Source organism: Paracoccus laeviglucosivorans (assembly GCF_900182695.1).
Classification (GTDB): Bacteria; Pseudomonadota; Alphaproteobacteria; order Rhodobacterales; family Rhodobacteraceae; genus Paracoccus; species Paracoccus laeviglucosivorans.
The window spans coordinates 24,880-49,542 of the sequence record NZ_FXTK01000003.1; the positions used below are offsets into that span (position 1 = coordinate 24,880).

General features: G+C 63.3%; 28 protein-coding genes. 12 read left to right on the top strand and 16 right to left on the bottom strand.

Going from position 1 to position 24,663, the window contains the following annotated elements; all coding sequences use genetic code 11:
• Window positions 1–27: 27 nt before the first annotated feature.
• A complete protein-coding gene (locus FN835_RS03945) occupies window positions 28–660 on the bottom strand; it encodes a DUF1190 domain-containing protein (protein WP_142661911.1) in 633 nt (210 codons plus the stop codon).
• Between the two features lie 3 nt (window positions 661–663).
• A complete protein-coding gene (locus tag FN835_RS03950; RefSeq protein ID WP_142661912.1) occupies window positions 664–1,887 on the bottom strand; it encodes a glutathionylspermidine synthase family protein in 1,224 nt (407 codons plus the stop codon).
• A gap of 145 nt (window positions 1,888–2,032) precedes the next feature.
• Between FN835_RS03950 and FN835_RS03955 the strand changes: the two genes are divergently transcribed.
• From FN835_RS03955 to FN835_RS03975, 5 genes are read left to right on the top strand one after another with little or no spacing between them, the layout of a single operon-like run.
• A complete protein-coding gene (locus FN835_RS03955; protein WP_142661913.1) occupies window positions 2,033–3,622 on the top strand; it encodes an ABC transporter substrate-binding protein in 1,590 nt (529 codons plus the stop codon).
• A gap of 36 nt (window positions 3,623–3,658) precedes the next feature.
• Window positions 3,659–4,681 carry an ABC transporter permease gene (locus FN835_RS03960; protein ID WP_425467452.1) on the top strand — a complete coding sequence of 341 codons (1,023 nt, stop codon included), beginning with the start codon at window positions 3,659–3,661 and terminating at the stop codon, window positions 4,679–4,681.
• Complete coding sequence (gene nikC / locus FN835_RS03965) at window positions 4,678–5,574, top strand: nickel transporter permease (RefSeq protein ID WP_142661914.1); 897 nt, start codon at window positions 4,678–4,680, stop codon at window positions 5,572–5,574. The genes FN835_RS03960 and nikC overlap by 4 nt, the downstream gene beginning before the upstream one ends.
• On the top strand, window positions 5,571–6,395 hold the full coding sequence (locus FN835_RS03970; protein ID WP_142661915.1) for an ABC transporter ATP-binding protein: 825 nt from the start codon (window positions 5,571–5,573) through the stop codon (window positions 6,393–6,395). Before nikC ends, FN835_RS03970 begins: the two co-directional genes overlap by 4 nt.
• Window position 6,396: 1 nt before the next feature.
• Window positions 6,397–7,161 (top strand): ABC transporter ATP-binding protein, encoded by a 765-nt coding sequence (locus FN835_RS03975; RefSeq protein WP_142661916.1) that lies wholly within the window; start codon window positions 6,397–6,399, stop codon window positions 7,159–7,161.
• Here the strand turns inward: FN835_RS03975 and FN835_RS03980 are convergent.
• The 5 genes from FN835_RS03980 to FN835_RS04000 form a co-directional block, all read right to left on the bottom strand.
• The gene (locus tag FN835_RS03980; protein WP_142661917.1) at window positions 7,158–7,877 is read right to left on the bottom strand and encodes a VIT1/CCC1 transporter family protein; all 720 of its coding nucleotides are present in this window, start codon (window positions 7,875–7,877) and stop codon (window positions 7,158–7,160) included. The two genes, FN835_RS03975 and FN835_RS03980, sit on opposite strands and share 4 nt — an antisense overlap.
• Window positions 7,878–7,955: 78 nt before the next feature.
• Window positions 7,956–8,783: a metal ABC transporter permease gene (locus FN835_RS03985; protein WP_142661918.1), complete on the bottom strand. Its 828-nt coding sequence runs from the start codon at window positions 8,781–8,783 to the stop codon at window positions 7,956–7,958.
• Window positions 8,783–9,640, bottom strand: a complete 858-nt coding sequence (locus FN835_RS03990; RefSeq protein WP_142661919.1) for a metal ABC transporter permease — start codon at window positions 9,638–9,640, stop codon at window positions 8,783–8,785. The genes FN835_RS03985 and FN835_RS03990 overlap by 1 nt, the downstream gene beginning before the upstream one ends.
• On the bottom strand, window positions 9,637–10,491 hold the full coding sequence (locus FN835_RS03995) for a manganese/iron ABC transporter ATP-binding protein (RefSeq protein ID WP_142661920.1): 855 nt from the start codon (window positions 10,489–10,491) through the stop codon (window positions 9,637–9,639). The genes FN835_RS03990 and FN835_RS03995 overlap by 4 nt, the downstream gene beginning before the upstream one ends.
• Window positions 10,484–11,371 (bottom strand): metal ABC transporter substrate-binding protein, encoded by an 888-nt coding sequence (locus tag FN835_RS04000; RefSeq protein ID WP_142661921.1) that lies wholly within the window; start codon window positions 11,369–11,371, stop codon window positions 10,484–10,486. Before FN835_RS04000 ends, FN835_RS03995 begins: the two co-directional genes overlap by 8 nt.
• 117 nt (window positions 11,372–11,488) lie before the next feature.
• Between FN835_RS04000 and FN835_RS04005 the strand changes: the two genes are divergently transcribed.
• Complete coding sequence (locus tag FN835_RS04005) at window positions 11,489–11,911, top strand: Fur family transcriptional regulator (protein WP_142661922.1); 423 nt, start codon at window positions 11,489–11,491, stop codon at window positions 11,909–11,911.
• A complete protein-coding gene (locus tag FN835_RS04010) occupies window positions 11,908–12,264 on the top strand; it encodes a YigZ family protein (RefSeq protein WP_185958581.1) in 357 nt (118 codons plus the stop codon). The genes FN835_RS04005 and FN835_RS04010 overlap by 4 nt, the downstream gene beginning before the upstream one ends.
• On the opposite strand, the gene FN835_RS04015 is transcribed toward FN835_RS04010, so the two are convergent.
• Genes FN835_RS04015 through pth form a run of 3 tightly spaced genes read right to left on the bottom strand, consistent with a single transcriptional unit; the run spans window position 12,261 to window position 14,346 of the window.
• Complete coding sequence (locus tag FN835_RS04015) at window positions 12,261–12,632, bottom strand: DUF2237 family protein (protein WP_185958582.1); 372 nt, start codon at window positions 12,630–12,632, stop codon at window positions 12,261–12,263. The two genes, FN835_RS04010 and FN835_RS04015, sit on opposite strands and share 4 nt — an antisense overlap.
• On the bottom strand, window positions 12,629–13,651 hold the full coding sequence (locus tag FN835_RS04020; RefSeq protein WP_142661923.1) for a DUF2332 domain-containing protein: 1,023 nt from the start codon (window positions 13,649–13,651) through the stop codon (window positions 12,629–12,631). Before FN835_RS04020 ends, FN835_RS04015 begins: the two co-directional genes overlap by 4 nt.
• Window positions 13,648–14,346 carry an aminoacyl-tRNA hydrolase gene (gene pth / locus FN835_RS04025; protein WP_142661924.1) on the bottom strand — a complete coding sequence of 233 codons (699 nt, stop codon included), beginning with the start codon at window positions 14,344–14,346 and terminating at the stop codon, window positions 13,648–13,650. The genes FN835_RS04020 and pth overlap by 4 nt, the downstream gene beginning before the upstream one ends.
• A 196-nt stretch (window positions 14,347–14,542) precedes the next feature.
• Between pth and FN835_RS04030 the strand changes: the two genes are divergently transcribed.
• From FN835_RS04030 to FN835_RS04050, 5 genes are all read left to right on the top strand, one after another.
• The gene (locus FN835_RS04030) at window positions 14,543–15,172 is read left to right on the top strand and encodes an ATP-dependent Clp protease proteolytic subunit (protein ID WP_142661925.1); all 630 of its coding nucleotides are present in this window, start codon (window positions 14,543–14,545) and stop codon (window positions 15,170–15,172) included.
• A 164-nt stretch (window positions 15,173–15,336) separates the two neighbouring features.
• The gene (gene clpX, locus FN835_RS04035; protein ID WP_142661926.1) at window positions 15,337–16,602 is read left to right on the top strand and encodes an ATP-dependent Clp protease ATP-binding subunit ClpX; all 1,266 of its coding nucleotides are present in this window, start codon (window positions 15,337–15,339) and stop codon (window positions 16,600–16,602) included.
• 167 nt (window positions 16,603–16,769) lie between these two features.
• Window positions 16,770–17,144: an NADH:ubiquinone oxidoreductase subunit NDUFA12 gene (locus FN835_RS04040; protein WP_142661927.1), complete on the top strand. Its 375-nt coding sequence runs from the start codon at window positions 16,770–16,772 to the stop codon at window positions 17,142–17,144.
• A 2-nt stretch (window positions 17,145–17,146) separates the two neighbouring features.
• A complete protein-coding gene (gene mlaD, locus FN835_RS04045; RefSeq protein WP_142661928.1) occupies window positions 17,147–17,623 on the top strand; it encodes an outer membrane lipid asymmetry maintenance protein MlaD in 477 nt (158 codons plus the stop codon).
• Window positions 17,620–18,105, top strand: a complete 486-nt coding sequence (locus FN835_RS04050; protein ID WP_142661929.1) for a DUF2155 domain-containing protein — start codon at window positions 17,620–17,622, stop codon at window positions 18,103–18,105. Before mlaD ends, FN835_RS04050 begins: the two co-directional genes overlap by 4 nt.
• Here FN835_RS04050 and aat read toward each other — a convergent pair.
• The 6 genes from aat to tkt form a co-directional block, all read right to left on the bottom strand.
• Complete coding sequence (gene aat / locus FN835_RS04055) at window positions 18,069–18,704, bottom strand: leucyl/phenylalanyl-tRNA--protein transferase (RefSeq protein ID WP_142661930.1); 636 nt, start codon at window positions 18,702–18,704, stop codon at window positions 18,069–18,071. The genes FN835_RS04050 and aat overlap by 37 nt on opposite strands.
• 6 nt (window positions 18,705–18,710) lie before the next feature.
• Window positions 18,711–20,063, bottom strand: coding sequence for an acetyl-CoA carboxylase biotin carboxylase subunit (gene accC, locus FN835_RS04060; protein ID WP_142661931.1), 1,353 nt, complete (start codon window positions 20,061–20,063; stop codon window positions 18,711–18,713).
• A 7-nt stretch (window positions 20,064–20,070) separates the two neighbouring features.
• Window positions 20,071–20,583, bottom strand: a complete 513-nt coding sequence (gene accB / locus FN835_RS04065) for an acetyl-CoA carboxylase biotin carboxyl carrier protein (RefSeq protein WP_142661932.1) — start codon at window positions 20,581–20,583, stop codon at window positions 20,071–20,073.
• Between the two features lie 112 nt (window positions 20,584–20,695).
• Complete coding sequence (locus FN835_RS04070) at window positions 20,696–21,586, bottom strand: lysophospholipid acyltransferase family protein (RefSeq protein ID WP_142661933.1); 891 nt, start codon at window positions 21,584–21,586, stop codon at window positions 20,696–20,698.
• A complete protein-coding gene (locus FN835_RS04075; RefSeq protein WP_142661934.1) occupies window positions 21,586–22,506 on the bottom strand; it encodes a DMT family transporter in 921 nt (306 codons plus the stop codon). The genes FN835_RS04070 and FN835_RS04075 overlap by 1 nt, the downstream gene beginning before the upstream one ends.
• A 111-nt stretch (window positions 22,507–22,617) precedes the next feature.
• Window positions 22,618–24,636, bottom strand: coding sequence for a transketolase (gene tkt, locus FN835_RS04080; protein ID WP_142661935.1), 2,019 nt, complete (start codon window positions 24,634–24,636; stop codon window positions 22,618–22,620).
• Window positions 24,637–24,663 lie beyond the last annotated feature (27 nt).

A 24,663-nucleotide genomic window follows, 5' to 3' on the forward strand; every position in this document is an offset into this window, starting at 1 on the left:
CCCGATCCGCAAGGGTGGGTGTTAGCGTTAACCGCCAAAGCTGCGCGTGCTGCCGCCCGCTGCCCGTGCGGTCGATGACGCACCGAAACCGCCGCGCTGCGAGACTTGCGACGCGCTCATCGGCGGCTTGCCCGCGGTCGAGGGCGCGCGCTGGAATGTGTTGGGCGACACCTGACCCGCGCCGCGGTTTGTGGCAAAGCTCTGGTTACCCGAAGGCGTCGAGTAACGGCCATCGGCGGTCCGCACCAAGGGTTGCGAACTGACGCCGCGCCCGCCCGACAGCATCGACCCCATCATATAGCCCATCAAAAGCGGCATGAAGATCGACCCCATGCCGCCGCCCGATTGCTGGGCGACCTGATCGCCAGCGGCCTGCGTCGGATCGCCGCCGCAATTGCCCGCACCATGTTCCTGTTCGCACAACTCCTTGGATTCGTAGCGCGGGGCGGTTTCGGCATATTCCGCCTCGGCTGCGGCGAAATTCGTGCGGCAATCCTGCTCGGTGAACCAAAGGCTGTTTTCCTTGGCGGCGGCGATGCAGCTTTGCAAGTCGGGAAACGATTGCGCATCGACCTGTTCGTCACGGCAGGCGGCCAGCGCAAGCGAGGCGGTGCCGACCAGAACAAGCGCAACGCGGCGGGATCTTTTGCGGGATTTCATGTCTCAGCCCTCGATGAAATGCGGCTTGAAGCGCGAAAGGTTATGGGTGATGCGCGCGCGATCTTCGCGGATGCCGATGCCCACGCAGGACTGACCCACGATCCATGCACCGATCACCGGATGGAAACCGCCGAAATCGGGCAGGGGAGCCAGCGCCTGCACGATCATCGGGTGGTGCGAATAGCTGTCGTCATCAGTCTGCGCCACCTGTTCGCCGTCCTGCCAGATGGTGACGCCCGCGCCTTCGCGCGAAAAGATCGGCTTCGTCACATGGCCGGCACGCAGGATGGGCCGGGCCGAGGCAAAGGCGTCGGCAATCCCCGGCGCGGCATCGCCCCCAGACATCGCGTCCCGCACATCGTCAGCGAAAAACGCGGGCAGCAGGTTCGGATGGTCGGGGAACATCTGCCACAGGACCGGCAGAATGCCCTTGTTCGACAAAAGCGCCTTCCACGGCGGTTCAATGAAGCGCGTGCCCGAAGGTTGCAGGTTCGGCGCGAAATCGTCGCGCAGCATGTCTTCCCACGGATACAGCTTGAACAGCGTTCCGATGATGCGGGACTGGTCGTCGGCAAACTGGCCGTCCTCGGTCAGCCCGATCTGCGAAAGATCGGTGAAATGCGCACCAAGCCCGGCTTCGCGCGCGGCCCATGCAAGGGCCTCGACCGTCGCGTAATCTTCGGGGTTCTGTGCATCTGCAGTGAAATGCACATCTTCGGCGGGGTCGCATATTTCGGCGAACCGCGCGACCAGCGCCTCATGCAGGCCGTTGAACTGGTCGGTTTCACCGTCCAGCACGCCCGCCGCCTGCTGCTGTTCGAACCACAGCCATTGAAACGAGGCGGATTCGTAAAGCGATGTCGGCGTATCGGCGTTGTATTCCAGCAGCTTGGCCGGGCCCTTGCCGTCATAGGCCAGATCAAGGCGGCCATAAAGCTCGGGCTCTCTGCGGGCCCAGCTTGCGGCGATGAAATCCCAATGCGCGGCGGGGATCGCAAGCTTTGTCAGCAGCTCCTCGTCGCCCACTACGGCCGCGACCGCCTCGCGGCACAGCGCATGGATCTCGGTCGAGGGTGCCTCAAGCTCCTCCTCGATCTGGCGCATCGTGAAGGCATAGGCGCTGGTTTCGTCCCAATAGGGCTCGCCCCCCATATCGGCAAAGGTAAAGCCCAGCTCCTCGGCTTCGGTTCGCCAGTTCGGACGTTCGGGAAGGGTGCGTTTTTCCATGATCTCTCCTTGTCACCCGAGATGGACGACCGCGCCCCCTTGCGCAAGGCCGGATGCCACAGGGCTTGCCAGAAATCCGTTCTGGCGCGAAGCTGTTACCATTCCAGTCCTGATCAACGGGACGAGACAACAGGGTAGACTCAGGATGAAACAGTTTCCGCTTCGCGCGGCGCTTTTGGCGACCGCGGTCTGCATCGCCCCCATCGCCCATGCCGAAACGCCCGCAGATACGCTGGTCGTGGCCGCCCAGATCGACGACATCATCAGCCTTGATCCGGCGCAAAGCTTCGAGTTTTCGGGCAATGACGTTGACAACAACCTGTATGACCGGCTGGTCGATTTCGACCCGCTTGACCAAAACGCCGGGATCAAGCCCAGCCTGGCCGAAGGGTGGGAGGTGACTGATGGCGGCAAGACCATCACCCTGACCATGCGCGACGGCGTCAAGTTCCATTCCGGCAACCCCGTCCGGGCCGAGGACGCGGCATGGTCGCTGCAACGCGCGGTCAAGCTGAACAAATCCCCGGCCTTCATCCTGAACCAGTTCGGCTTTACACCCGCAAACGTCGATCAGATGATTACGGCCGATGGCAACAAGATCATCCTGAAACTGGATCAGCCCTATGCGCAAAGCTTCGTGCTGAACTGCCTTGCGTCGAACGTCGCTTCGGTCGTGGACAAGGAAACCGTCATCGCCAATGCCGAGGGCGAGGATTTCGGCAATGCCTGGCTTTCCACGAACGACGCAGGTTCCGGCCCCTATAAACTGGCCACATGGCGCCCGAACGAGGCGGTGCAATTCACCGCGAATGACGAATACTGGCAGGGCGCGCCCACGATGAAGCGGGTGATCGTGCGTCATGTGCAGGAAAGCAGTGCCCAGCGTCTGTTGCTGGAACAGGGCGATATAGACGTGGCGCGCAACCTGACGCCGACCGATGTCGAAGGGCTTGCGGGCAACGACGCGCTGACGGTGGGCACCGAACCCAAGGGCCGCATCCTTTACATGGGCCTTAGCCAGAAAGACCCGATCCTGTCCAAACCCGAAGTCGTCGAGGCGATGAAATACCTTGTCGATTACGCCGGGATGGAAGGGAGCTTCCTGAAGGGGCAGTGGAAGACGCATCAGAATTTCCTGCCCGAGGGCTATCTTGGCGCGTCTGAGGACAACCCCTGGACCTATGACATCGAAAAGGCCAGTCAGATCCTGACCGATGCCGGCATCACATCGGGCACGGTCAAGACAGTCGTGCGCGACATCCGCGAATATATCGACGTGGCCCAGACCTTGCAGGGGGCGATGGCACAGGTCGGGCTGACGCTGGAAATTCAGCAGATGACCGGGGCACAGGTTCTGGACGCCTATCGCGCGCGGCAGGTGCCGATCTTTATCGGCGAATGGGGGCCGGATTACGCCGATCCGAACACCAATGCCTCGACCTTTGCCTATAACCCCAACAATGCCGACGATGCCAAGCTGTCGCAGCTGGCATGGCGCAATTCATGGGCCGTGCCTGATGACATGAACAAGGCGACCATCGCCGCCACGCTGGAGGGCGACACCGACAAGCGCATCCAGATGTATCAGGACATCCAGCAGGAATACCGGGAAATCGCGCCGATCATCCCGCTGTTCCAGAAGATCGAGCAGGTGGGCATCCAGAAGAACGTCAAGAACTGGACCACGGGCGGGGCGGTCAGCTCGGTCTTTTATCGTCAGGTCACGAAGGAATAGGGCGTGGCCCTGACCGACACGACCGGCAGCCATCGCGTGGCGCGTCTGCGCAGGCGGGCGCGCAGCGTGGGCGGGCTTGCGCTTTCCCTGGCGCTGACGCTGCTTGGCCTGCTGCTGGTCACCTTCATCATCGGGCGGGTCATGCCGATCGACCCGGTGCTGAAGGTGGTGGGTGAACGCGCGACGCAGGCGCAATATGACGCGGCCTATCAGGCAATGGGGCTGGACCGCCCGCTTTGGGAACAGTTCCTGCGCTATATGGGCGATGTGCTGCGGGGCGATTTCGGGCGCTCGATTTCCACGGGCCATCCGGTGATCGACGATCTGCGACGGGTGTTTCCGGCCACGGTCGAGCTTGCCTCGCTGGGGACGCTGATCGGGGTATTCGTCGGAGTGCCCTTGGGCGTGATCGCGGCGGCGCGGCGGGGCGGCTGGCTGGACCAGATCGCCCGCGTCGTGGCGCTTGTGGGCTATTCCATGCCGATCTTCTGGCTGGGTCTGATGGGCCTTTTGCTGTTTTATGGCATCCTTGGCTGGGTCGGCGGGCCGGGGCGGCAGGGCATCATCTATGACGGCATGGTTCCACCTGTCACCGGCATGATCCTTGTGGACAGCCTGATCGCGGGCGATTGGGGATCGTTCCGCGACGCCTTCAGCCACATCATCCTGCCCGCCAGCCTGCTGGGCTATTTCAGCCTTGCCTATATCAGCCGCATGACCCGCAGTTTCATGCTGGAACAGCTTTCCGCCGAATATATCACCACCGCCCGCGTCAAGGGGCTGTCAGAGCGGCGCGTGATCTGGGGCCACGCCTTCCGCAACATCCTTGTGCCGCTGATCACCGTGATCGCGCTTAGCTTCGGTTCGCTGCTGGAAGGCTCGGTCCTGACCGAGATCGTCTTTAGCTGGCCCGGCATCGGCCAATACATCACCAAGGCGCTGCTGTCGGGCGATATGAACGCGGTTCTTGGCGGGACGGTCCTGATTGGCACCTGCTTTGTCGGGTTGAACCTTTTGTCCGACATCCTTTACCGCCTGCTGGACCCGAGGGCGAAATGACCCGCGAATGGCTTTTGACCGATGCGCCGCAGACAAGGCGTCAGGCCCGGCTGGGGGCGCTGTATCAGGGCTGGCTGACATTCCGCGCCAATCGGCTGGCGGTTCTGGGGCTGGTGATCCTGGTGCTTTTGCTGCTGATCGCGGCATTCGCGCCGTGGATTTCGCCCCAGAACCCCTTCGCGCAGGACCTTGCCGATCGCCTTAAGCCGCCGTCAGCGCAGCATTGGCTGGGCACGGATGCGCTGGGGCGGGACATTCTGTCGCGGCTGATCCATGGGTCGCGCGTGACGCTGTTCATCGTGGGAACGGTGGCGCTGATTGCGCCGGTGATCGGGCTGTTCATCGGCACGGTGGCAGGTTTCGCGGGCGGCTGGGTCGATCAGGTGCTGATGCGCGTGACCGATATTTTCCTTGCGTTTCCGAAGCTGATCCTTGCGCTGGCCTTTGTCGCGGCGCTTGGTCCCAGCATTGCCAATGCCGTGCTGGCGCTGGCCGTGACCTCATGGCCGGCCTATGCCCGGCTTGCGCGGGCCGAGACGCTGACCATCCGCAATGCCGATTACATCGCCGCTGCAAGGTTGCAGGGTGCGGGGCCGCTGCGGCTGCTGATCGGACATATCTGGCCGCTTTGTGTCAGTTCTCTGATCGTGCGTGTGGCGCTGGACATGGCGGGCATCATCCTGTCGGCTGCGGGCCTTGGCTTTCTGGGCCTTGGCGCGCAGCCGCCCACGCCGGAATGGGGGGCGATGATTTCGGACGGGCGCACCTATATCCTTGATTTCTGGTGGGTCGCGGCCATGCCCGGCATGGCGATCTTTGTCGTCAGCCTTGCCTTCAACTTCCTTGGCGATGGCTTGCGCGACGTGCTGGACCCGAAGGGGGGCCGCGAATGACCCTGCTCTCGGTCCGCGATCTGCGCGTCAGCTTTCCCACCCGGTCGGGGATTTTCGAAGCCGTGCGCGGCGTCAGCTTCGATCTGGGCCGCGAAAGGCTGGGCGTGGTCGGCGAAAGCGGCTCGGGCAAGTCGATGACGGGGCGCGCGATCCTTGGGCTGGTGCGGCCGCCGGGGCGGGTGACCGCGCAGCGGCTGGAGCTGGAGGGCCAGTCGATCCTGAACCTGCCCGAGCCGCAGATGCGCCGCTTGCGCGGGGCGCGGATCAGCATGGTGATGCAGGATCCCAAATTCAGCCTGAACCCTGTGATGACCGTGGGTCGCCAGATCATGGAAAGCTATCGCCTGCACGGCAAGGGCGACCCACGCGCCAAGGCGCTGGAGATGCTGGCCGCCGTCCAGATCCGTGACCCGCAGCGCGTTTTCGACGCCTATCCGCACGAGGTATCGGGCGGCATGGGTCAGCGCATCATGATCGCGATGATGCTGGCCCCGGATCCCGATATTCTGATCGCCGATGAACCGACCAGCGCGCTGGATGTCTCGGTTCGCAATGAGGTTCTGCACATCCTTGACCGCTTGGTGCGCGAACGCGGCATGGGACTGATCTTTATCAGCCACGACCTGAACCTTGTCGCGCAATTCTGCGACCGCGTGCTGATCATGTATGCGGGCCGCGTGGTCGAGGAACTGCCCGCAGCCGACCTGACCCGCGCGCGCCATCCCTATACGCAGGGGCTGTTGAACAGCCTGCCGCGTCTGGACCGGCCCGTGGACCGTCTGGCGGTGCTGCAACGCCAATCCAGCTGGCGCGAGGATTAAGATGTTGCGTGTCGAAAACCTGAACGTCTGGTTCGGCTTCCCGCCCGATCGCGTCGATGCGGTGCAATCGGTCAGCTTTCAGGTGCCGCAGGGCCAAAGCTATGGGCTGGTTGGCGAAAGCGGCTCGGGCAAATCGACGATCCTGCGGGCGATTACCGGACTGATCGACACATGGTCGGGCGATATTCGCGTGGCCGATCAGGCCGTCGCGGGACGCAAGCGGTCGCGGGCCTTTCACAAGGCGGTGCAGATGGTGTTCCAGGATCCCTATGCCAGCCTGCATCCCCGGCATTCGGTGGATCGCGTCCTGTCCGAGACACTGCATCTGCAGGGAATGCACGACATCGACCGGCGTATCGCCCAGCTTCTGGATGCCGTGGGGCTGGGAAGCGGGTTTCGCTTTCGCTATCCGCACCAGCTTTCCGGCGGGCAGCGACAGCGCGTGGCGATTGCGCGCGCGCTGGCGGCTGAGCCGCGTCTGCTGCTGCTGGACGAACCGACCAGCGCATTGGATGTCAGCGTTCAGGCGGAAATCCTGAACCTGCTGGCCGATCTGCGGCGCGAACGCGGGCTTACCTATGTGATGGTCAGCCATGATCTGTCGGTCGTGGCGCATATGTGCGACCGGCTGGCCGTGATGCGGCAAGGCCGGATCGTCGAGGAGATGGACGCCGCCAGCCTGCGCGCAGGCCGGGCGCAAAGCGAATATGCGCGGGAATTGCTGACAGCCAGCGCCAGCTATGACAGGGGCTGGAGCGGGGCTTAGACGACGACGCCGAATATGCGACCGATGCCGGCGGTCAAGGCCAGCGCGAATGCACCCCCAAGCACGACGCGGATCACCGCGCGGGCAGGCGGTGCGCCCCCGGCCCATGCCCCGATGGCGCCAAGGAATGCCAAAGCGAACAGAACGGCGATCAGCACGCTCATGATAATTGCGCCGCCCGGTGCGAATACCGCTGCCAGCAGCGGCACCGCAGCCGCCACGCTGAAGGTGGCGGCGGATGCAAAGGCCGCAAGCAGCGGATTGGCACTGGATGCCTCGGACAGGCCCAGCTCGTCGCGGACATGGGCGCCAAGGGCGTCATGTTCGCTGACCTCGCGTGCGGCCTGCAGCGCCGTGCCGGGGGTCATGCCACGCGATTCATAGATCGCGGCCAGTTCGTGCAGTTCCTGTTCGGGCATTTCATTCAGCGCCGCGCGTTCGCGCGCAATGTCCGCACGCTCGGTATCCGATTGCGAACTGACCGAGACGTATTCGCCCATGGCCATCGACAGCGCACCCGCCACCAGCCCTGCGCTGCCCGCGATCAGGATCGTCTGCGGGCCGGGATCGGCCGCTGCGACGCCGGTGATCAGCGCGCCGACGGAAACGATGCCGTCATTCGCCCCCAGAACCGAGGCGCGAAGCCATCCCATCCGCCCGACGTAATGGGGATCGTCGGGGTGGGCGCTGGTATCATGACTGATGCTCTGGCTCATGCGTCCGCCTTTGCAAACTTTTCAACTTATCAAAGTTTACAGTGCAGCTTTCGGATTTGGCGAGTCTGGCAGCCCCTCTCAACCGGCGACATTCCGCCGCGTGGCAAGGTTTCGCCAGATGAAGGCCAGAACGAACAGCCCCGTCAGGATCAGCACGATGGTCGGCGCGGGTGCGCTGTCCAGCCAAAAGCTGGCCCAGACGCCCGTCACGGTGCTGAATGCGGCGACCGCGACGGCGGTGGCAAGCATCGCGGACAGGCGCCGCACCATCAGGAAAGCGACCGCGCCCGGTGCGATCAGCAGCGCGACGGCTAGGATGATGCCCACCGATGACAGCATCGCGACCACCGTGGCCGAAATCATCGCCAGCACCCCGTAGTCCAGCCAGCGCACCCGCAGCCCCGAGACCCGCGCCTGAATGGGGTCGAACGCCACCAGCGCCACGTCGCGCCATTTCAGCACCATGACCGCGCCCACCACGACCGAGATCATGGCGGCCAGCCGCAGGTCCTCGGGGCCGATGCCCAGCATGTTGCCAAACAGGATGTGGTCCAGATGCAGGTCCGACGGGATGGCGGTGTAAAGCACCACCCCCAGCCCGAACATGCCCGACATGACGACGCCCAGCACCGTGTCGCGCTTGACGCGGCTGTTATCCTGCAGCCAGCCCGCCATCAAAGCCGAGCCAAGCCCGGCAGCAAATGCGCCAAGGATTAGCGGCAGACCCGCGACATAGGCCAGAACGACACCCGGCAGGATCGCATGGCTGACCGCATCGCCCATCAAGGACCAGCCGCGCAGCACCAGAAAGCAGGACAAAAGCCCGGCGGGAACGGAAATCATCAGCCCGATCAGCGCCGCATCGCGCATGAACGGGAAAGAAAAGGGCAGGGTCAGCCACTCCATCACGCATCCTCCAGCACAGCGCGGGCGCGGCGTCGGGCGGCCAGCAAGCCATGCTTGGGCGCGAACAGAAACGCGGTCAGAAAGATCAGCGTTTGCAGGCAGACGATGACGCCCCCCGTCGCTCCGTCCAGAAAGAACGAGATGTAAGCCCCCAGCGCCGAGGTGACGGCCCCGATCGCCACCGACAGCATGATAAGCCGTGGAAAGCGGTCGGTCAGCAGATAGGCGGTCGCCCCCGGTGTGACGACCAGCGCCACGACCAGAAAGGCGCCCACGGTCTGCATCGCTGCGACCGTGCAGGCCGACAGCAGCGTGAAGAACAGCACCCGCAGCCTACCGGGCCGCAGCCCGATCGTCCGTGCATGGCTTTCGTCAAAAAACACCACCATCAGGTCGCGCCATTTCAGCGTCAGGATCAGCAGCGATATGCCGCCGATCAGCGCCAGTTGCAGCGTGTCCTGTGGCGTGATGGCAAGGATGTTGCCCATGGTGATGGTCTGGACGCTGACCGCCATGGGATTCAGCGACACCATGAACAGGCCCAGTCCGAAAAAGCCGGTAAAGATCAGCCCGATGATCGCATCTTCTTTCAGCCCGCTGCGCTGGTTCAGGAACAGCATGGTCAGCGCGGCCAGACCCCCCGACATGAACGCCCCCAGCGCAAAGGGCAGGCCCAGCATATAGGCGCCCGCGACTCCGGGGACGATGGAATGGGACAGCGCATCGCCGATCAGCGACCAGCCTTTCAGCATCAGATAGGCCGACAGAAACGCACACACCGCGCCCACAAGGGCCGAGACCCAGATCGCGTCGGTCATATAGCTGTATTCAAACGGGATCAGCAGCGTTTCGATCATTTCGGCGCAGCCTCGGGCGATTTGGGCTTGCCGTCATAGAACACCAGTGGGCGTTCATCGTCCGACAGCATGGTCAGTTCGCGTGTGTCGTCATCGTCATGCAACTGCTTGGCGCCCAGCACCAGATGCCGCAGAACGCCGCCGAATGTCTCGCGCAGATTGTCGGGGGTAAAGACCTCGGCCGTGGGACCATAGGCCAGCACCGTGCCCTTGACCAGCACCACCCGGTCGCAGAATTCGGGGACCGAGCCGAGGTCGTGGGTGGATACCAGCATCACCCGGCCTTCGTCGCGCATCTGGCGCAGCAATTCGATGATCGCGGCCTCGGTCTTTACATCGACGCCGGTAAAGGGTTCGTCCAGCAGGATGACCGACGCGCCCTGCGCCAAGGCACGGGCCAGAAAGACCCGCTTTTTCTGGCCACCCGACAATTCGCCGATCTGGCGATGACGGAATTCCAGCATGTTCACGCGGGACAGCGCATCGTCCACGGCATGGCGGTCTGCATCGCGGGCGCGGCGCAGGAAACCCATATGGCCATAGCGGCCCATCATCACCACGTCCTGCACCAGGACGGGAAAGGTCCAGTCCACCTCCTCGGATTGCGGAACATAAGCAATCAGATTCTGACGCAGCGCCTGCGGGACGGACATGCCCAGCACGCGCACATCGCCCTTGGACGCCGGGACAAAGCCCATCAACGCCTTGAACAAAGTGGATTTCCCCGCACCGTTCACGCCGACCAATGCGGTGACAGACCCCTTGGGCACGGTAAAGCTGGCATCGCGCAGGGCGGTGAAGCCGTTGCGATAGGTGACGGTCAGACCGGCGGCCTCGATCCCCTCAGCCATGCGTCAGCCCCTTCACGATGGTTTCCGATGTGATGCGCAGCAGGTCCAGATAGGTGGGGACGGGGCCATCCGCTTCGGACAGGCTATCGACATACAGCACGCCGCCATAGGCCGCGCCGGTTTCCGATGCGATCTGCTTGGCCGGACGGTCCGAGACGGTGCTTTCCGAAAACACGACGGGTATCGAGTTTTCCCTGATCGCATCGACGACGCGGCGCACCTGCTGGGGCGTGCCCTGCGCATCGGCATTGATCGGCCACAGGTAAAGCTCATTCAGACCGAAATCCCGCGCGAGATATGAAAACGCGCCCTCAGAGGTCACAAGCCAGCGCCGCGCCTCGGGCAGCGCACGCGCCTGATCGCGGATCGGCGCGATGGTCTGGGCGATGCGGCCCTTGTAATCGCCCGCGCGGGCGCGAAAATCGCCCGTTCCCGCGGGATCGAGCTGCGAAAGCGCCGCCGCGATATTGTCCACATAGATCATCGCGCTATCCAGCGACATCCACGCATGGGGATTGGGCTTGCCCTTATAGCTTCCGCCGGAGATCGGCATCGGCTCAATCCCCTCGGACAGGGTGGCGGATGGGATGTCGCCCAGATTGCGCAGGAATTGTTCGAACCACAGTTCCAGATTCATGCCGTTACGCAGCACCATATCGGCGTCGCGCGCGCCGATCAGGTCGCTGGGGGTCGGTTCATAGTTGTGGATCTCGGCCCCCGGCTTGGTGATCGACACGATCTCGATGCGGTCGCCTGCCACGTTGCGGGCCATGTCGGCAAGGATGGTGAAGGTCGTCGCGACCTTCATCTTGCGGCCCTGCGCCAATGCCGGCGCGGCCAGGGTTGCGATTGCCGTGCCAAGAAACGTCCTGCGAAACATCATGGTCCCCTATGTTGCCTTGGTTATCTGCGAACCATTCGCAACTGTCAAGCCAGTTGTAAGTCATTCTCAACTAGCTTGCGTTGTAATTTCCGCAGCTTTGGGTCAAATGGAGCGATGGATATCGAGACCCGTGCCCAGGAATTCGAACAGGCCCTGCGCCGTGCGGGCGTTCGCATCACGCGCCAGCGCGCGGCGCTGTTGCGTGTTCTGGCGGGGGCGGGTGATCACCCCGATGCCAACCAGCTATACCAACGCGCAAGCGAGGCGGGGGCGGGCGTGTCGCTGGCCACCGTCTATCGCACCCTTTCCGCGCTTGAGACGCAGGGCGTCATCCTGAAACTGGAATTCGAGGGGGAGCCTGCGCGCTTTGAACCTGCGGACGGTCGGCACCACGACCACATGATCGACGTCGAAACCGGCGAGGTCATGGAATTCGTCAATGAACGGATCGAGCGGTTGCAGGCCGAAATCGCCGCCGAGATGGGCTATGAGATCGTGCGCCACCGGCTGGAGCTTTACGTTCGCCGCAAGACATGACGCTGACCATCCATGACAAGATCATTTCGGACCGCGGTTCAAAATACGCGGTATCCGGCGGTCCTGCGGCTACGCGGGCCGAGGCGGCGGCGCTGCTGGCTGAATTGCGCAGGAACAAGCGTTTCGCCAAGGCCACGCATAACACCTGGGCCGCGATTCTGTCGGGCGAAGGCGTCAAGGATGACGACGGCGAAAGCGGGGCGGCGCAGATCATCCTGCAGATGCTGGAACGCGCCGAACTGCACGATCACGTCATCATCGTCACGCGCTGGTATGGTGGCAAGCATCTGGGTGGCGACCGCTTTCGCCACGTCGTCGATGCCGTCCGCCACTATCTGGAGCAGCGCCGCTAGTCCTGCGCCGCATGGGCGCGGAGCAGCTCCAGCGGCACGATGTCCAGCGTGCGCTGATGTGTCGATTCCAGCACGACCCTAGGTGCTGCGAATTCCTGCGCCGCTTGCAGAAACCGCGCTGCGCACAGACACCAGCGGTCGCCGGGCTTCAGGCCGGGAAAGCGGAATTCGGGGCGCGGCGTGCTAAGATCGTTGCCCAGATATTTCGACAGCGCCAGAAACTCGGCCGTCACGACGACGCAGACGGTATGGCGTCCGGTATCTTCGGGCCCGGTATTGCAGCAGCCGTCGCGGTAAAAGCCCGTCATCGGATCGGTCGAGCAGGGCGCAAGGCTGCCCCCCAACACGTTCAGCGCGGCATCCATCATCGGCTCTCCTTTGGCTGCCAGTCGATCCAGCGGGCATGGGCATCGGCGCGACCCAGATCCCATGCACGGTAATTGCCATCCCAAAGCCGCAGACGCAAAGCGGTTCCGGGCGTGCCGTCGGTTTCCATGGAAAAATGCGCCAGCGGGTGTTCGGCGGTGGCGCGGGTGGCGGCATCCTGCATCGCATCTTCGACGCGGGTGCGGGTCTGGGCCGGGAAATATTGCGCGGCGACCGTATGATAGACCAACCGTGCGGCAGGCGCGGCAAGCTGCGCACCAAGCCAGGCGCCCGCATCATCGCGATCGACTTGCGGCGGATGGATCCCTGCAATCTCCAACGCGGCGCGCATCCGTTCCAGCCGTGGTCGCTGGTCGGGCCAGATATAGGCCATCAGCCTTAGCCCGTCTCGCTGCGGATCAAGCGGATTGATGTCCACGCCTCGGGCCGAGCCGATGGCAAGATCGGCCGCCGGGGGACGGCCCGAGCGCCATTGCGGGGTCAGGACAACATCTGAGGAACCGGCATAAGTTGTATTTTCAGCAATGGTATAAAGCGGAAAATTCAGGTTAAGCCCTGCACTGGCCCCCAGTTCAAGCAGGTCGAACCTGACACCGGGGGCGGCTACGCCCAGAAACCGTCCGGCAGCGATAAGCACCGCGGAACGGGCAACCTCATTGGTCTGCGGTGGATGCTTTAACCATTCTAGGATTGTGGCCTTATTGTATTGTATTGATTGGAATATTTCCGAATCAAGATCGGCATGACCCGCATATGCATCGGCCAGCCCCGGCGCATCCCCCGCGAGCACCAACCCATGCAATGCGCCGCAAAGCCGCAAGGGCACGGAATCGCCGTGATAGGTCGGATCGCCCTGCCAGTCCCGGACCCCCGCACCGATTGGGCCGGGGTCGTGCGCAATCAGTTCGGCAAGGGATTCGCAGACCCGTGCCGTCAGGTCCGAACCCAGCGCGCGGCAGGCCTTGGCCTGCATCGCAAAGGCTTCGGACCAGCGGCTCATCGAAAACGCTCGCTTAATGCGCGCAGGCGGTCGGTGAGGGTCTGCGGTTCGGTCGTTGCTGCGGGCGGATCGGCAGCGGGGCGCGGTTTTGCGGCGGCTGTCTCGGGGCGGGTGCCGCTGTTGCGGGCGGGCGCGGTGCGGGCGGCGACGGCGTTCATGAAGCGCACATCGTCGCCCATGGCCAGCGCCTCGGCCCCGTCCGAGATGCCGCGCAGCAGATCGTCCAGCCCGGCTTCCTCGGCCTTGGCGAAATCGGCCAGCACGTAGCCCGCGACGCGATCCTTGTGGCCGGGATGGCCGATGCCCAGACGCAGCCGCCGATACGCCTCGCCGATATGCTGGTGGATCGAGCGCAGGCCGTTATGCCCCGCATGACCGCCGCCAAGTTTCAGCCGCGTCTTACCGGGGGCAAGGTCCAGTTCGTCATGCAGCACGATCACGTCGCCCGGTTCCAGCTTCAGATAGCGCATCGCCTCGCCCACCGACTGCCCGGAAAGGTTCATGAAGGTCGAGGGTTTCAGCAGCGTGACCCGCGCAGACCCCAGCCGACCTTCGGAAACTTCGCCCTGAAACCGCGACCGCCACGGCGAAAATCCGTGATCCGATGCGATCCGGTCCAGTGCCATGAAGCCGATATTGTGGCGGTTTCGTTCGTATTTCGCGCCCGGATTGCCCAAGCCGACGATCAGTTTCATCATATTCTCCGTCAGTCGCGGGCAGGTTAGACCTCGATAACGGCAGGGGCAAATTTTATCGCTCTCTTGTCCTTGGGGGCTGGCGTTACTAAGACTCTGTCAAGGTTTCGTCTCTAAGGGTTTTTCCGAACCGGCTGGCCGGGGCGGCGAATCAAGAAACGGGCAGATCAGGCAGGGACTAAGGCTAGGGAAAAATATGCAAGATCCGGCAGAATTCTATATGAACACCCTTGTCCCGATGGTCGTCGAACAGACCAGCCGGGGCGAACGCGCCTATGACATCTTTTCGCGGCTGCTCAAGGAACGGATCATCTTCCTTTCCGGCCCGGTCCATGATGGCATGGCCACGCTGATGTCGGCGCAGCTTCTGTTCCTTGAGGCGGAGAACCCGACCAAGGACATCAGCATGTATATCAACAGCCCCGGCGGCGTCGTGACCGCTGGCCTGTCGATCTATGACACGATGCAATACATCAAGCCGCGCGTGTCCACGCTGGTCGTAGGGCAGGCTGCGTCGATGGGCTCGCTGTTGCTGTGTGCGGGCCAGCCGGGGCATCGCTTCTCGTTGCCCAACAGCCGTGTGATGGTGCACCAGCCGTCCGGCGGGTTCCAGGGGCAGGCGACCGACATCCTGATCCATGCGCGGGAAACCGAAAAGCTCAAGCGCCGCCTGAACGAGATTTATGTCAAGCACACCGGCCGCACACTTGAAGAAGTCGAGCAGGCGTTGGAGCGCGACCGCTTCATGTCCCCCGAAGAAGCCAAGGAATGGGGCCTGATCGACGAGATTCTGGAAGCCCGTGGCAAGGCCGAGCCGGGAAGTTGAGCAGTTGCGCCGTAAGGCGGATTGCTGACGTTTTGGGGATTGTGACGCGCGGGGGTGGCTCGTAACATGTCCTTTAACGCAAAGCGCGGCCGATGGTCGCGCCGTGAAATGTGCGGTTGCCCGGCGATTCTGCCGGGCCTCCGGGTAAGACAAGGATCGAACTGATGGCCAATCCGACCGGCGGCGACAGCAAGAACACGCTTTATTGCAGCTTCTGCGGCAAGAGCCAGCATGAGGTGCGCAAGCTGATTGCCGGTCCCACCGTGTTCATCTGCGATGAATGCGTCGAACTGTGCATGGACATCATCCGCGAAGAGACCAAGACTTCGGCGCTGAAATCCGGCGACGGCGTCCCAGCCCCGCGTGAGATCTGCAATGTGCTGGACGATTACGTCATCGGTCAGGAACATGCCAAGCGCGTGCTTTCCGTGGCCGTTCACAACCACTACAAGCGGCTGAATCACAGCTCGAAAACGGATATCGAGCTGGCGAAGTCGAACATCCTTCTGATTGGTCCGACCGGCTGCGGCAAGACGCTGCTGGCCCAGACGCTGGCCCGCATTCTGGACGTGCCCTTTACGATGGCCGATGCGACCACGCTGACCGAAGCCGGCTATGTCGGCGAGGATGTGGAAAACATCATCCTGAAGCTGCTGCAGGCATCCGAATACAACGTCGAACGCGCGCAGCGCGGCATCGTCTATATCGACGAGGTCGATAAGATCACGCGCAAGTCCGACAACCCTTCGATCACCCGTGACGTGTCGGGCGAAGGCGTGCAGCAGGCCCTGCTGAAGATCATGGAGGGCACGGTCGCCAGTGTTCCGCCGCAGGGTGGTCGCAAGCATCCGCAGCAGGAATTCCTGCAGGTGGATACGACCAACATCCTGTTCATCTGCGGCGGCGCCTTTGCCGGGCTGGATCGCATCATCGCGCAGCGCAACAAGGGCACGGCGATGGGCTTTGGCGCTGCGGTCAAGGAAAATGACGACAAGGGCGTGGGTGAGCTGTTCAAGCAGCTTGAGCCGGAAGATCTGCTGAAATTCGGGCTGATCCCGGAATTCGTCGGTCGTCTGCCGGTCATCGCCACGCTCGGCGATCTGGATGAAGATGCGCTGATTGCGATCCTGACCGCGCCAAAGAACGCGTTGGTCAAGCAATATCAGCGCCTGTTCGATCTGGAAGATGTGAAGCTGACCTTCACCGACGATGCACTGGTCGCCATCGCGCGCCGCGCTATCAAGCGCAAGACCGGCGCGCGCGGCCTGCGTTCCATCATGGAGGACATCCTGCTGGACAGCATGTTCGACCTGCCGGGCATGGACAGCGTTGCCGAAGTCGTCGTGAACGAAGAGGCGGTCGAAAACCCGTCGGCCAAGCCATTGCTGATCCATACGGACGCGAAAAAGGAAACCGCATCGGCTGGCTGATCGCAGCAGGTCGGACGTGATCGGGCCGGGGGCGATGCCTCCGGCTTTTTCATGCCGCGACGGTGCGAATGGCTGCGAGTTGATCGGCCAGACCAGCATCGCATCTGGACCTTTCCGTGGCTTTACGTCATATCTCGGCGCAACTCGGATCAAAGAGGTTCTGACATATGTCGTTTCTCCTGCGCGCACTGACCTGGTGGAACAGCCAGACCATCAACACTCAGGTCTGGACCCGTCTTTATGGCGAAAAGGTCGGCGAGGATGAGCAGGGCAATGTCTATTACCAGTCGGGCGGCGGCAAACGGCGCTGGGTCATCTATAACGGCGAATCCGAGGCAAGCCGCGTTTCGCCCGATTGGCATGGCTGGCTGCACCACACCTATAAGCAGCCGCCGACCACCGAACCGCTGAGCCGCAAGACCTGGGAAAAGCCGCACGAGTCGAACCAGACCGGCACGGCGGGCGCATATCACCCCGCAGGCTCGCTGTATAACGCCGAACCGGCGGCGCGGCGCGATTACGACGCCTGGCAGCCGGAATAACCATGCAGACCGCTGCCGAACGGGCAGAGCTTTGGGTCGGCGGCGCGGTTCTGGCCGTAGCCGCCGGTTTTCTTTTCTGGTCAATGCAGGGCAGCGCGGCACGCGGGTTGGGTTCGGGCGGCTATGAACTGCGCGCGGCTTTTCCGAATGTCGATGGGATTGATGTCGGCACGGATGTGCGCGTGGCTGGCGTCAAGGTCGGTCGCGTCAGCAGTGTCGATCTGGACCCCTCCAGCTTTCTGGCCGAGGCGCGGCTTCGCATCCCCGCCAGCATCCAACTGCCCACCGACAGCGCGGCGCTGATCCAATCGGACGGCCTGCTGGGCGGAGCCTATATCGAACTGCAGCCGGGTGGCGCTGCCGACAACCTGCAACCCGGTGATGAGATCGAGGATGTGCAGGGCGCGGTCAGCCTGCTGTCGCTGATGATGAAATTCGTCGATGCCCAATCCTCGGACAGTACGGAGCGCGCGCCATGATGCGGATTGCCCGGCACATGCTTTGCCTGTCGCTGCTGGCGGCCTTGCCCGTGATGGCGCAGGATCTGCCGGATGCCGAACTGGCGATCGATCCGGCGCTTAGCGACAATCCAGATGCCGTCGCACCTGCCGAACCCTCGGCCGCCGAGCGTGAGGCGGCTGTGGCCGCTGCGCGTGGTCCCGAAACGGCGCGTGCAAACGGTGCGGCCATTCGCGGCTTGGACAAAGTGACCGGCATGACGCAGGATTTTCAGCTGCAAGCCGGGCAGTCGATCGAATTCGGCAGGCTTGAGGTGCGGCTGGCGGAATGCCGTTATCCGGCTGCCGACCCGTCATCGGATGCTTATGCCGAACTGACCGTGATCGATAAGCGCGCGAACAACACGGTGTTTTCGGGCTGGATGATCGCGTCGTCGCCCGCTTTGTCCGCGATGGACGACTCGCGCTATGACGTCTGGGTCGTGTCCTGCAACAGAGCCTGAGCGTCGGGTAACGCGCCCGCCGTCACACGCACTGGCAGATGGATCGCGTCGTGCAGGCGGCGGTGGTATTCCCCGCGGCTGATCGCAAGCCCACCCATGCTGGACAGATGCGCCGTGGGATATTGCGTGTCCCACAGCAAAAAGCCGCAGCGTGCCAGATGCGCAGACAGCCAGATCAGTGCCGCCTTGGAGGCGTTCGGACGGCGCGAGAACATGCTTTCCGCAAAAAACGCCCCACCCAGCGTAACGCCATATGTTCCGCCGATCAGTCGATCATCTTCATAGATTTCCAGCGAATGCGCGCGGCCCATCGCGAACAACTCGTCATATAGCGCGACGAGCGGGGCGTTGATCCAGGTTTCGGGGCGGTCGGCACAACCGGCGATCACACCGCGAAAATCACGGTTGATCGTGGCGCGCCAGCGACAGTCCCGCAGGAACCGCCGCATCGAGCGCGAGATATGCACCCCGCCCACGGGAAGGATGCCGCGTTCAGGCGGGTCGAACCAGTAAAGCTGGTCGTCACCCGCCGATTCCGCCATGGGAAAGACACCCTGCGCATAGGCAAGAAGCATCTTTTCGGCGGTCAGACCCGTCATCGGCGATCAGCTATCTGCCGCTATCTTGGCCAGCCACTTTTCCAGCCAATGGATGGAATAATCGCCGTTCTGGATGTCCGGGTTTTCCAGCAATGCGCGGAACAGCGGCACGGTGGTATCAACGCCATCCACGATCAGCTCGCCCAAGGCGCGGTCCAGACGGGCCAGCGCCTCATGCCGGTCGCGACCATGCACGATCAGCTTGCCGATCAGGCTGTCGTAATAGGGCGGGATGCGATAGCCGTCGTAAATCGCGGAATCCATCCGCACACCCAGTCCGCCCGGCGCGTGATATTGCGTGATCGTGCCCGGCGAGGGGGTAAAGTTCGGCAGCCGCTCGGCGTTGATGCGAACTTCGATCGCGTGGCCGCGGATTTTCAGGTCTTCCTGACGGAATTCCATTTCCTGACCGGCTGCGACAAGGATTTGCTGCCGCACGAGGTCCACGTCGAAGATCGCTTCGGTCACCGGATGTTCCACCTGCAAGCGGGTGTTCATCTCGATGAAATAGAACTCGCCATCTTCGAACAGGAATTCGATCGTGCCCGCGCCGCGATAGCCCAGCTTGGACATGGCATCGGCGCAAATCTTACCGATACGGTTGCGCTGTTCGGGGGTGATGACGGGGCCTGGGGCTTCCTCCAGCACTTTCTGATGGCGCCGCTGCAAGGAACAGTCACGCTCGCCCAAATGCACCGCGCGGCCGCGACCGTCGCCAAAGACCTGGATCTCGATATGGCGGGGACGTTGCAGATATTTCTCGATATAGACTTCGTCATTGCCGAAGGCCGCCTTGGATTCCGACCGTGCGGTGCGGAAGGCGGTTTCCAGCGATGCTTCGTCCAGCGCAACCTTCATGCCGCGACCGCCGCCGCCGGCGGTGGCCTTAATGATGACCGGATAGCCGATCTGGGCCGCCACGCGCTTGGCGCTGTCCACGTCCGGCACGCCGCCGTCCGAGCCGGGAACCACCGGGATGCCCAGCGATTTTGCGGTTTCCTTGGCGGTGATCTTGTCGCCCATGATGCGGATATGTTCCGCCGAGGGGCCGATAAAGGCGATGCCGTGGTCTTCGACCATCTGCACGAAGCCCGCATTCTCGGACAGGAAGCCGTAGCCCGGATGGATCGCCTGTGCGCCGGTGATTTCACAGGCCGAGATGATCGCGGGCTGCGACAGATAGCTGTCGGTCGAGGAAGGTGGACCGATGCAGACCGACTCGTCGGCCATGCGGACATGCATGGCATCGGCATCGGCGGTCGAATGGACAGCCACCGATGCGATGCCCATCTCGCGGCAGGCGCGGATCACGCGAAGCGCAATCTCGCCGCGGTTGGCGATCAGGATCTTGTCGAACATCCGCGCCTCACTCGACGACCATCAGGGGGGCGCCAAATTCGACGGGGCTGCCATCATCCACAAGGATGCGCTTGACCGTGCCCGCACGCGGCGACGGGATGTGGTTCATGGTCTTCATCGCTTCGACGATCAGCAGCGTGTCGCCTTCTTTCACCTGCTGGCCGATGGTGACGAAAACGCTCGCACCCGGCTCGGGTGACAGATAGGCCGTGCCGACCATGGGCGAGGTGACAATGCCCGGCAGGCTGGCGGGGTCTTCGCTGACCGTGGGCGCAGCGACGCTGGCTGCGGGTGCCGCGACGCTGGGGGCAGCGACAGGCGCCGGTGCTGCCGCGACGGTCTGGATGATCTGCTTGCCCTGTTTGGACAGCGCGACGGTCAGGCGGTCGTTTTCGCCATATTCGCGCTTGACCGACAGTTCGGTCAGTTCGTTGCGGTTGAGGAGTTCAGCCAAGGCCTGGATGAAGGCCACGTCGCCTTCGTGGTGACGCTCGCCGTCTTGTTTCTTGTCTTCGCTCATGCCGTCCTCTGGATATTGTCGTTGGAACCGCGCCCGGTGGCACGGCGATTTGCGCCGCTTATAGCCTGCGATACAACCCGAGGGAAAGGGTTTCGGGGCTGTTGTCGCAAGGCTAAAGCCTTTGCCCGCGCTGTTTCCAGCGCCGATGCACCCAGAACCACTGCCCCATATGTGCGCGCACCTGCGCCTCAAGGTGGTCGTTCAGCGCCTGCATCATAGTTTCGGGATCGCTGTGCGGGACCGGCGCACCGACCTCGACCCGAAAGCTCAGACCGTCGGGCTGGCGGATGCCTGCGATGGGCAGGATCAGCGCGTCATAGCGGATCGCCAGTTCCGCCGGGGTCAGCACGGTCCTGGTGGGAAGGCCGAAGAATTTCAGTTCCTTGCCATGATCGTCGAATTGATCATAGCCCAGCGACAGCCACCCGCCGCCTTTCAGGAACCGCAGCATTGCGGCAAGGCCGGAACGACCGCGGGGAAACATCGGTTCGGCGATGGCCTGCATGGCGGGGATGTAATGGCGGTTGAACGCTTCGTTGTTCATCGGGCGATACAGCGCACCCACCGGCCAGCCGCGTCCGCTCAGGGCCGCGCGCATGGCGTCATAATTGCCGAAATGCGCGACGGCCAAAATCACTGGGCGATGCGCCGCAAAAGCCTGTTCCAGCGCCGCAAGGCCGGGGCCGCAAAGCGGATCGGATTGATGGATGCGGCCGGTGAATTCGTCGCCCGAATAGATTTCAGCCAGCGAGCGTCCTGCATTGTCGGGAACGGCGCGGGTCAGGCGGGCCACCTCGGCCGCAGTCAGATCGGGGCGCGCCTTGGCAAGATTGTCGCGGATGCGCCGCCGCCAGCCTGCCAGCGGGCCAAGCACATGGGCAAAGAACCATCCCATCGCAGGCACGCGCCGTTCATAGGGCAGCACGCGGGCCAGACCCATGATCGCAAGGAATGCGCCATTGGCTAACCGGTCGCGCAAAGGCGGCTTTTCTATCTCGCTCATCATCCTGCCTTTTGCATCGCGCGGGCTTCCCGAAACCAGACATATAGGCCCGCGCCGACGATGATCAACGCACCGATGACGGTCCAGCGGTCAGGCAACTGACCCCAGATCAGCCAGCCCCAGAACCCGGCCCAGATCAGCCCGGTATAGCCAAAGGGGGCGATGGCAGACGCCTCGGCCAAGGCAAATGCGCGGATCAGCAGCGCCTGCGCGACCGAGCCAAAGATGCCCAGCAGCACGAAAGCCCACAGATCGCCCATGGCGATGGGCTGCCAAAAGAACGGCACGGCCAGCGATGTGACCGCAGTGCCGATCATCGCCGACCACAGGATCGAGGTGGCGGTCGAATCCTCGCGCGCCAGCCGCGTCAGGATCGCGCCCGCGGCATAGGTGAATGCCCCGATCAGCGGCAGGATTGCGGCGGGCTGGAATACGCCCGCGCCGGGGCGAATGATGATCAGCGCGCCGATCAGCGCCACGACGATGCCGACAATGCGGCGCAAGCCGATGGATTCGCCGAGAAACAGCGCGGCAGCCAGCGTGATCAGGACGGGGTTGATGTCCATGATCGCCGTCGCCTCGGCCAGTCCGATATGCTGAAGCGCCGTGAAGAACAGCCCGATCGAACCAAGCTGCATCACCGCCCGCATCATCTGCACCTTGGGCTTTTTGCTGCGGATGGTCCGGGGCAAGGCCGAACGCACCACCAATGCCACCAGCACAAGGTTCGAGATGAAGCGGAACCAGACGATCTGGATCGGGTGATAGCTTTCGGTCAGGTGCTTGGCGGTCGCGTCCATCAGCGTGAAGGTAAAGATCGCCAGCAGTAAAAGCCCGATCCCCTGCATCTGCGTCTTGCGCGCCGGATCCCCCGGTGCTGCGATGATCTGGGGGATCGCCCCGCTGTCTGGCTGGCTCATCTGGACCTCTCTGCGCGTGGTTATGCCCGTCCGTGGCGGCGGGGTCCATGGGGGCGCAAACGAAAAACGGCCGCGACTGGGCGCGGCCGTTTCGGGATGCATGGGGCTGGATCAGTCCAGCAGGCGGCGCGCCTCGGCCACGGTCGCTTCGGCGGTGATGCCGAATTCGCGGTAAAGCGTCGGTGCGGGGGCGGACGCGCCAAAGCCGGTCATGCCGATGAAGCCCGCTTTTTTCGACTTGCCGCGTTCACCCAGCAGCAGCCAGTCCCACGGCTGGCGCACGGCAGCCTCGATCGCGATGCGGACCGGGCCTTTGGGCAGGACTTCCTTGCGATAGGCTTCGGACTGTTCGCGGAACAGCTCCATCGAGGGGACCGAGACCACGCGGGTCGGCACACCCTGCGCTTCCAGCATGTCGCGGGCAGCAACGGCAATTTCAACCTCGGAGCCGGTTGCCATCAGCACGACCTTGGCCTTGTCCGATGCTTCGCGCAGCACATAGGCGCCCTTGGCGGTCAGGTTCTCGCCTGCTTCCTCGCGCAGCGTGGGCAGGTTCTGACGCGACAGCGCCAGCACCGAAGGCGTGGTTTCCGACGACAGCGCGATTTCCCATGCCTCGGCGGTTTCGATCACGTCGCAGGGGCGGAAGGTCATGGTGTTCGGCGTTGCACGCAGCATGGCCAGATGTTCGACCGGCTGGTGGGTCGGGCCATCTTCGCCCAGCCCGATGCTGTCATGCGTCATGACATAGACCACCGGCAGACCCATCAGTGCCGACAGACGCATTGCGCCACGGGCGTAATCGGTGAAGCACATGAAGGTGCCGCCATAGGGGCGGAAGCCGCCATGCAGCCAGATGCCGTTCATCGCCGCCGCCATGCCGTGTTCGCGGATGCCGTAGTTGATGTAGCGGCCCGTGCGGTTCTCGGCCGAGAACACGCCCAGATCCTTGGTCTTGGTGTTGTTGGAACCGGTCAGATCCGCGCTGCCGCCGATGGTTTCAGGCAGTTCGGGGTTCACGACTTCCAGCACCATTTCGCTGGCCTTGCGGGTCGCGACCTTTGGCTTGGCGGTCAGCGCCTGTTCCTTCAGCGCGGCGATGGTCGGGGCCAGCTTGTCGCTGACCGCGCCCGAGATGCGGCGGGCGAATTCGTCGCGATTGGCTGCCGCATCGACGCGGGTGTTCCACGCCTCACGCTCGGCGCGGCCGCGGGCACCGATGGCACGCCATTCGTCAAGAATGTCGGCGGGGATGACAAAGGAACCGTGATCCCAGCCATAGGCGGCACGGGTCGCGGCGATTTCCTCGGCACCAAGGGGCGAGCCATGCGCGCCCGATGTGTCCTGTTTCTTGGGCGAGCCGTAGCCGATGATCGTCTTGCACGACACGAAGACCGGACGGTCATCCGCGCCCGACGCCGCATCGGTCAACGCGCGGTCAATATCGGCGGCGTCATGGCCGTCGCAGGACAGCACGCGCCAGCCCGAGGCCTCGAAACGCTTCAACTGGTCGGTCGCATCCGACAACGACACGCGGCCGTCGATGGTGATGTCGTTATTGTCCCAAAGAACGATCAGGTTCTTCAGTTTCTGCATACCGGCAAGGCCAATGGCTTCCTGGCTAATGCCCTCCATCAGGCAGCCGTCACCGGCGATGACCCAGGTTTTGTGGCTGCAAAGATCGGCACCGTATTGCGCGCGCATCGCTTCTTCGGCGATGGCAAAGCCAACGGCGGTGGCGATGCCCTGACCCAGCGGGCCGGTCGTCGTCTCGACGCCCTCGGCATGGCCGTATTCCGGGTGGCCGGCGGTGATCGCGCCCCATTGGCGGAAATTCTTGATCTGCTCCAGCGACATCTGTTCGTAGCCGGTCAGGTGCAGCAGCGAATAGATCAGCATCGAGCCATGGCCCGCCGACAGCACGAAACGGTCGCGGTCGAACCAGTTCGGGGCCGAGGCGTCGAATTTCATGTGTTTGCTGAACAGCACCGTGGCGACGTCCGCCATGCCCATGGGCATTCCGGGGTGGCCGGAATTCGCGGCCTCGACGGCGTCCATCGAAAGTGCGCGGATGGCGGCGGCAAGGCGCCAGTGGTCGGGGTCTGCCTTGCGGCGGGCGGCGATATCCATGGTCTGAATTCCGTGCTGGAGGATGCG

Excerpts from the sequence above, each read along its gene's own strand:
- FN835_RS03945 (WP_142661911.1), bottom strand. The coding sequence starts at position 660 with ATGAAATCCCGCAAAAGATCCCGCCGCGTTGCGCTTGTTCTGGTCGGC.
- FN835_RS03950 (WP_142661912.1), bottom strand. The coding sequence starts at position 1,887 with ATGGAAAAACGCACCCTTCCCGAACGTCCGAACTGGCGAACCGAAGCC.
- FN835_RS03955 (WP_142661913.1), top strand. The coding sequence starts at position 2,033 with ATGAAACAGTTTCCGCTTCGCGCGGCGCTTTTGGCGACCGCGGTCTGC.
- nikC (WP_142661914.1), top strand. The coding sequence starts at position 4,678 with ATGACCCGCGAATGGCTTTTGACCGATGCGCCGCAGACAAGGCGTCAG.
- FN835_RS03970 (WP_142661915.1), top strand. The coding sequence starts at position 5,571 with ATGACCCTGCTCTCGGTCCGCGATCTGCGCGTCAGCTTTCCCACCCGG.
- FN835_RS03975 (WP_142661916.1), top strand. The coding sequence starts at position 6,397 with ATGTTGCGTGTCGAAAACCTGAACGTCTGGTTCGGCTTCCCGCCCGAT.
- FN835_RS03980 (WP_142661917.1), bottom strand. The coding sequence starts at position 7,877 with ATGAGCCAGAGCATCAGTCATGATACCAGCGCCCACCCCGACGATCCC.
- FN835_RS03985 (WP_142661918.1), bottom strand. The coding sequence starts at position 8,783 with ATGGAGTGGCTGACCCTGCCCTTTTCTTTCCCGTTCATGCGCGATGCG.
- FN835_RS03990 (WP_142661919.1), bottom strand. The coding sequence starts at position 9,640 with ATGATCGAAACGCTGCTGATCCCGTTTGAATACAGCTATATGACCGAC.
- FN835_RS03995 (WP_142661920.1), bottom strand. The coding sequence starts at position 10,491 with ATGGCTGAGGGGATCGAGGCCGCCGGTCTGACCGTCACCTATCGCAAC.
- FN835_RS04000 (WP_142661921.1), bottom strand. The coding sequence starts at position 11,371 with ATGTTTCGCAGGACGTTTCTTGGCACGGCAATCGCAACCCTGGCCGCG.
- FN835_RS04005 (WP_142661922.1), top strand. The coding sequence starts at position 11,489 with ATGGATATCGAGACCCGTGCCCAGGAATTCGAACAGGCCCTGCGCCGT.
- FN835_RS04010 (WP_185958581.1), top strand. The coding sequence starts at position 11,908 with ATGACGCTGACCATCCATGACAAGATCATTTCGGACCGCGGTTCAAAA.
- FN835_RS04015 (WP_185958582.1), bottom strand. The coding sequence starts at position 12,632 with ATGATGGATGCCGCGCTGAACGTGTTGGGGGGCAGCCTTGCGCCCTGC.
- FN835_RS04020 (WP_142661923.1), bottom strand. The coding sequence starts at position 13,651 with ATGAGCCGCTGGTCCGAAGCCTTTGCGATGCAGGCCAAGGCCTGCCGC.
- pth (WP_142661924.1), bottom strand. The coding sequence starts at position 14,346 with ATGAAACTGATCGTCGGCTTGGGCAATCCGGGCGCGAAATACGAACGA.
- FN835_RS04030 (WP_142661925.1), top strand. The coding sequence starts at position 14,543 with ATGCAAGATCCGGCAGAATTCTATATGAACACCCTTGTCCCGATGGTC.
- clpX (WP_142661926.1), top strand. The coding sequence starts at position 15,337 with ATGGCCAATCCGACCGGCGGCGACAGCAAGAACACGCTTTATTGCAGC.
- FN835_RS04040 (WP_142661927.1), top strand. The coding sequence starts at position 16,770 with ATGTCGTTTCTCCTGCGCGCACTGACCTGGTGGAACAGCCAGACCATC.
- mlaD (WP_142661928.1), top strand. The coding sequence starts at position 17,147 with ATGCAGACCGCTGCCGAACGGGCAGAGCTTTGGGTCGGCGGCGCGGTT.
- FN835_RS04050 (WP_142661929.1), top strand. The coding sequence starts at position 17,620 with ATGATGCGGATTGCCCGGCACATGCTTTGCCTGTCGCTGCTGGCGGCC.
- aat (WP_142661930.1), bottom strand. The coding sequence starts at position 18,704 with ATGACGGGTCTGACCGCCGAAAAGATGCTTCTTGCCTATGCGCAGGGT.
- accC (WP_142661931.1), bottom strand. The coding sequence starts at position 20,063 with ATGTTCGACAAGATCCTGATCGCCAACCGCGGCGAGATTGCGCTTCGC.
- accB (WP_142661932.1), bottom strand. The coding sequence starts at position 20,583 with ATGAGCGAAGACAAGAAACAAGACGGCGAGCGTCACCACGAAGGCGAC.
- FN835_RS04070 (WP_142661933.1), bottom strand. The coding sequence starts at position 21,586 with ATGAGCGAGATAGAAAAGCCGCCTTTGCGCGACCGGTTAGCCAATGGC.
- FN835_RS04075 (WP_142661934.1), bottom strand. The coding sequence starts at position 22,506 with ATGAGCCAGCCAGACAGCGGGGCGATCCCCCAGATCATCGCAGCACCG.
- tkt (WP_142661935.1), bottom strand. The coding sequence starts at position 24,636 with ATGGATATCGCCGCCCGCCGCAAGGCAGACCCCGACCACTGGCGCCTT.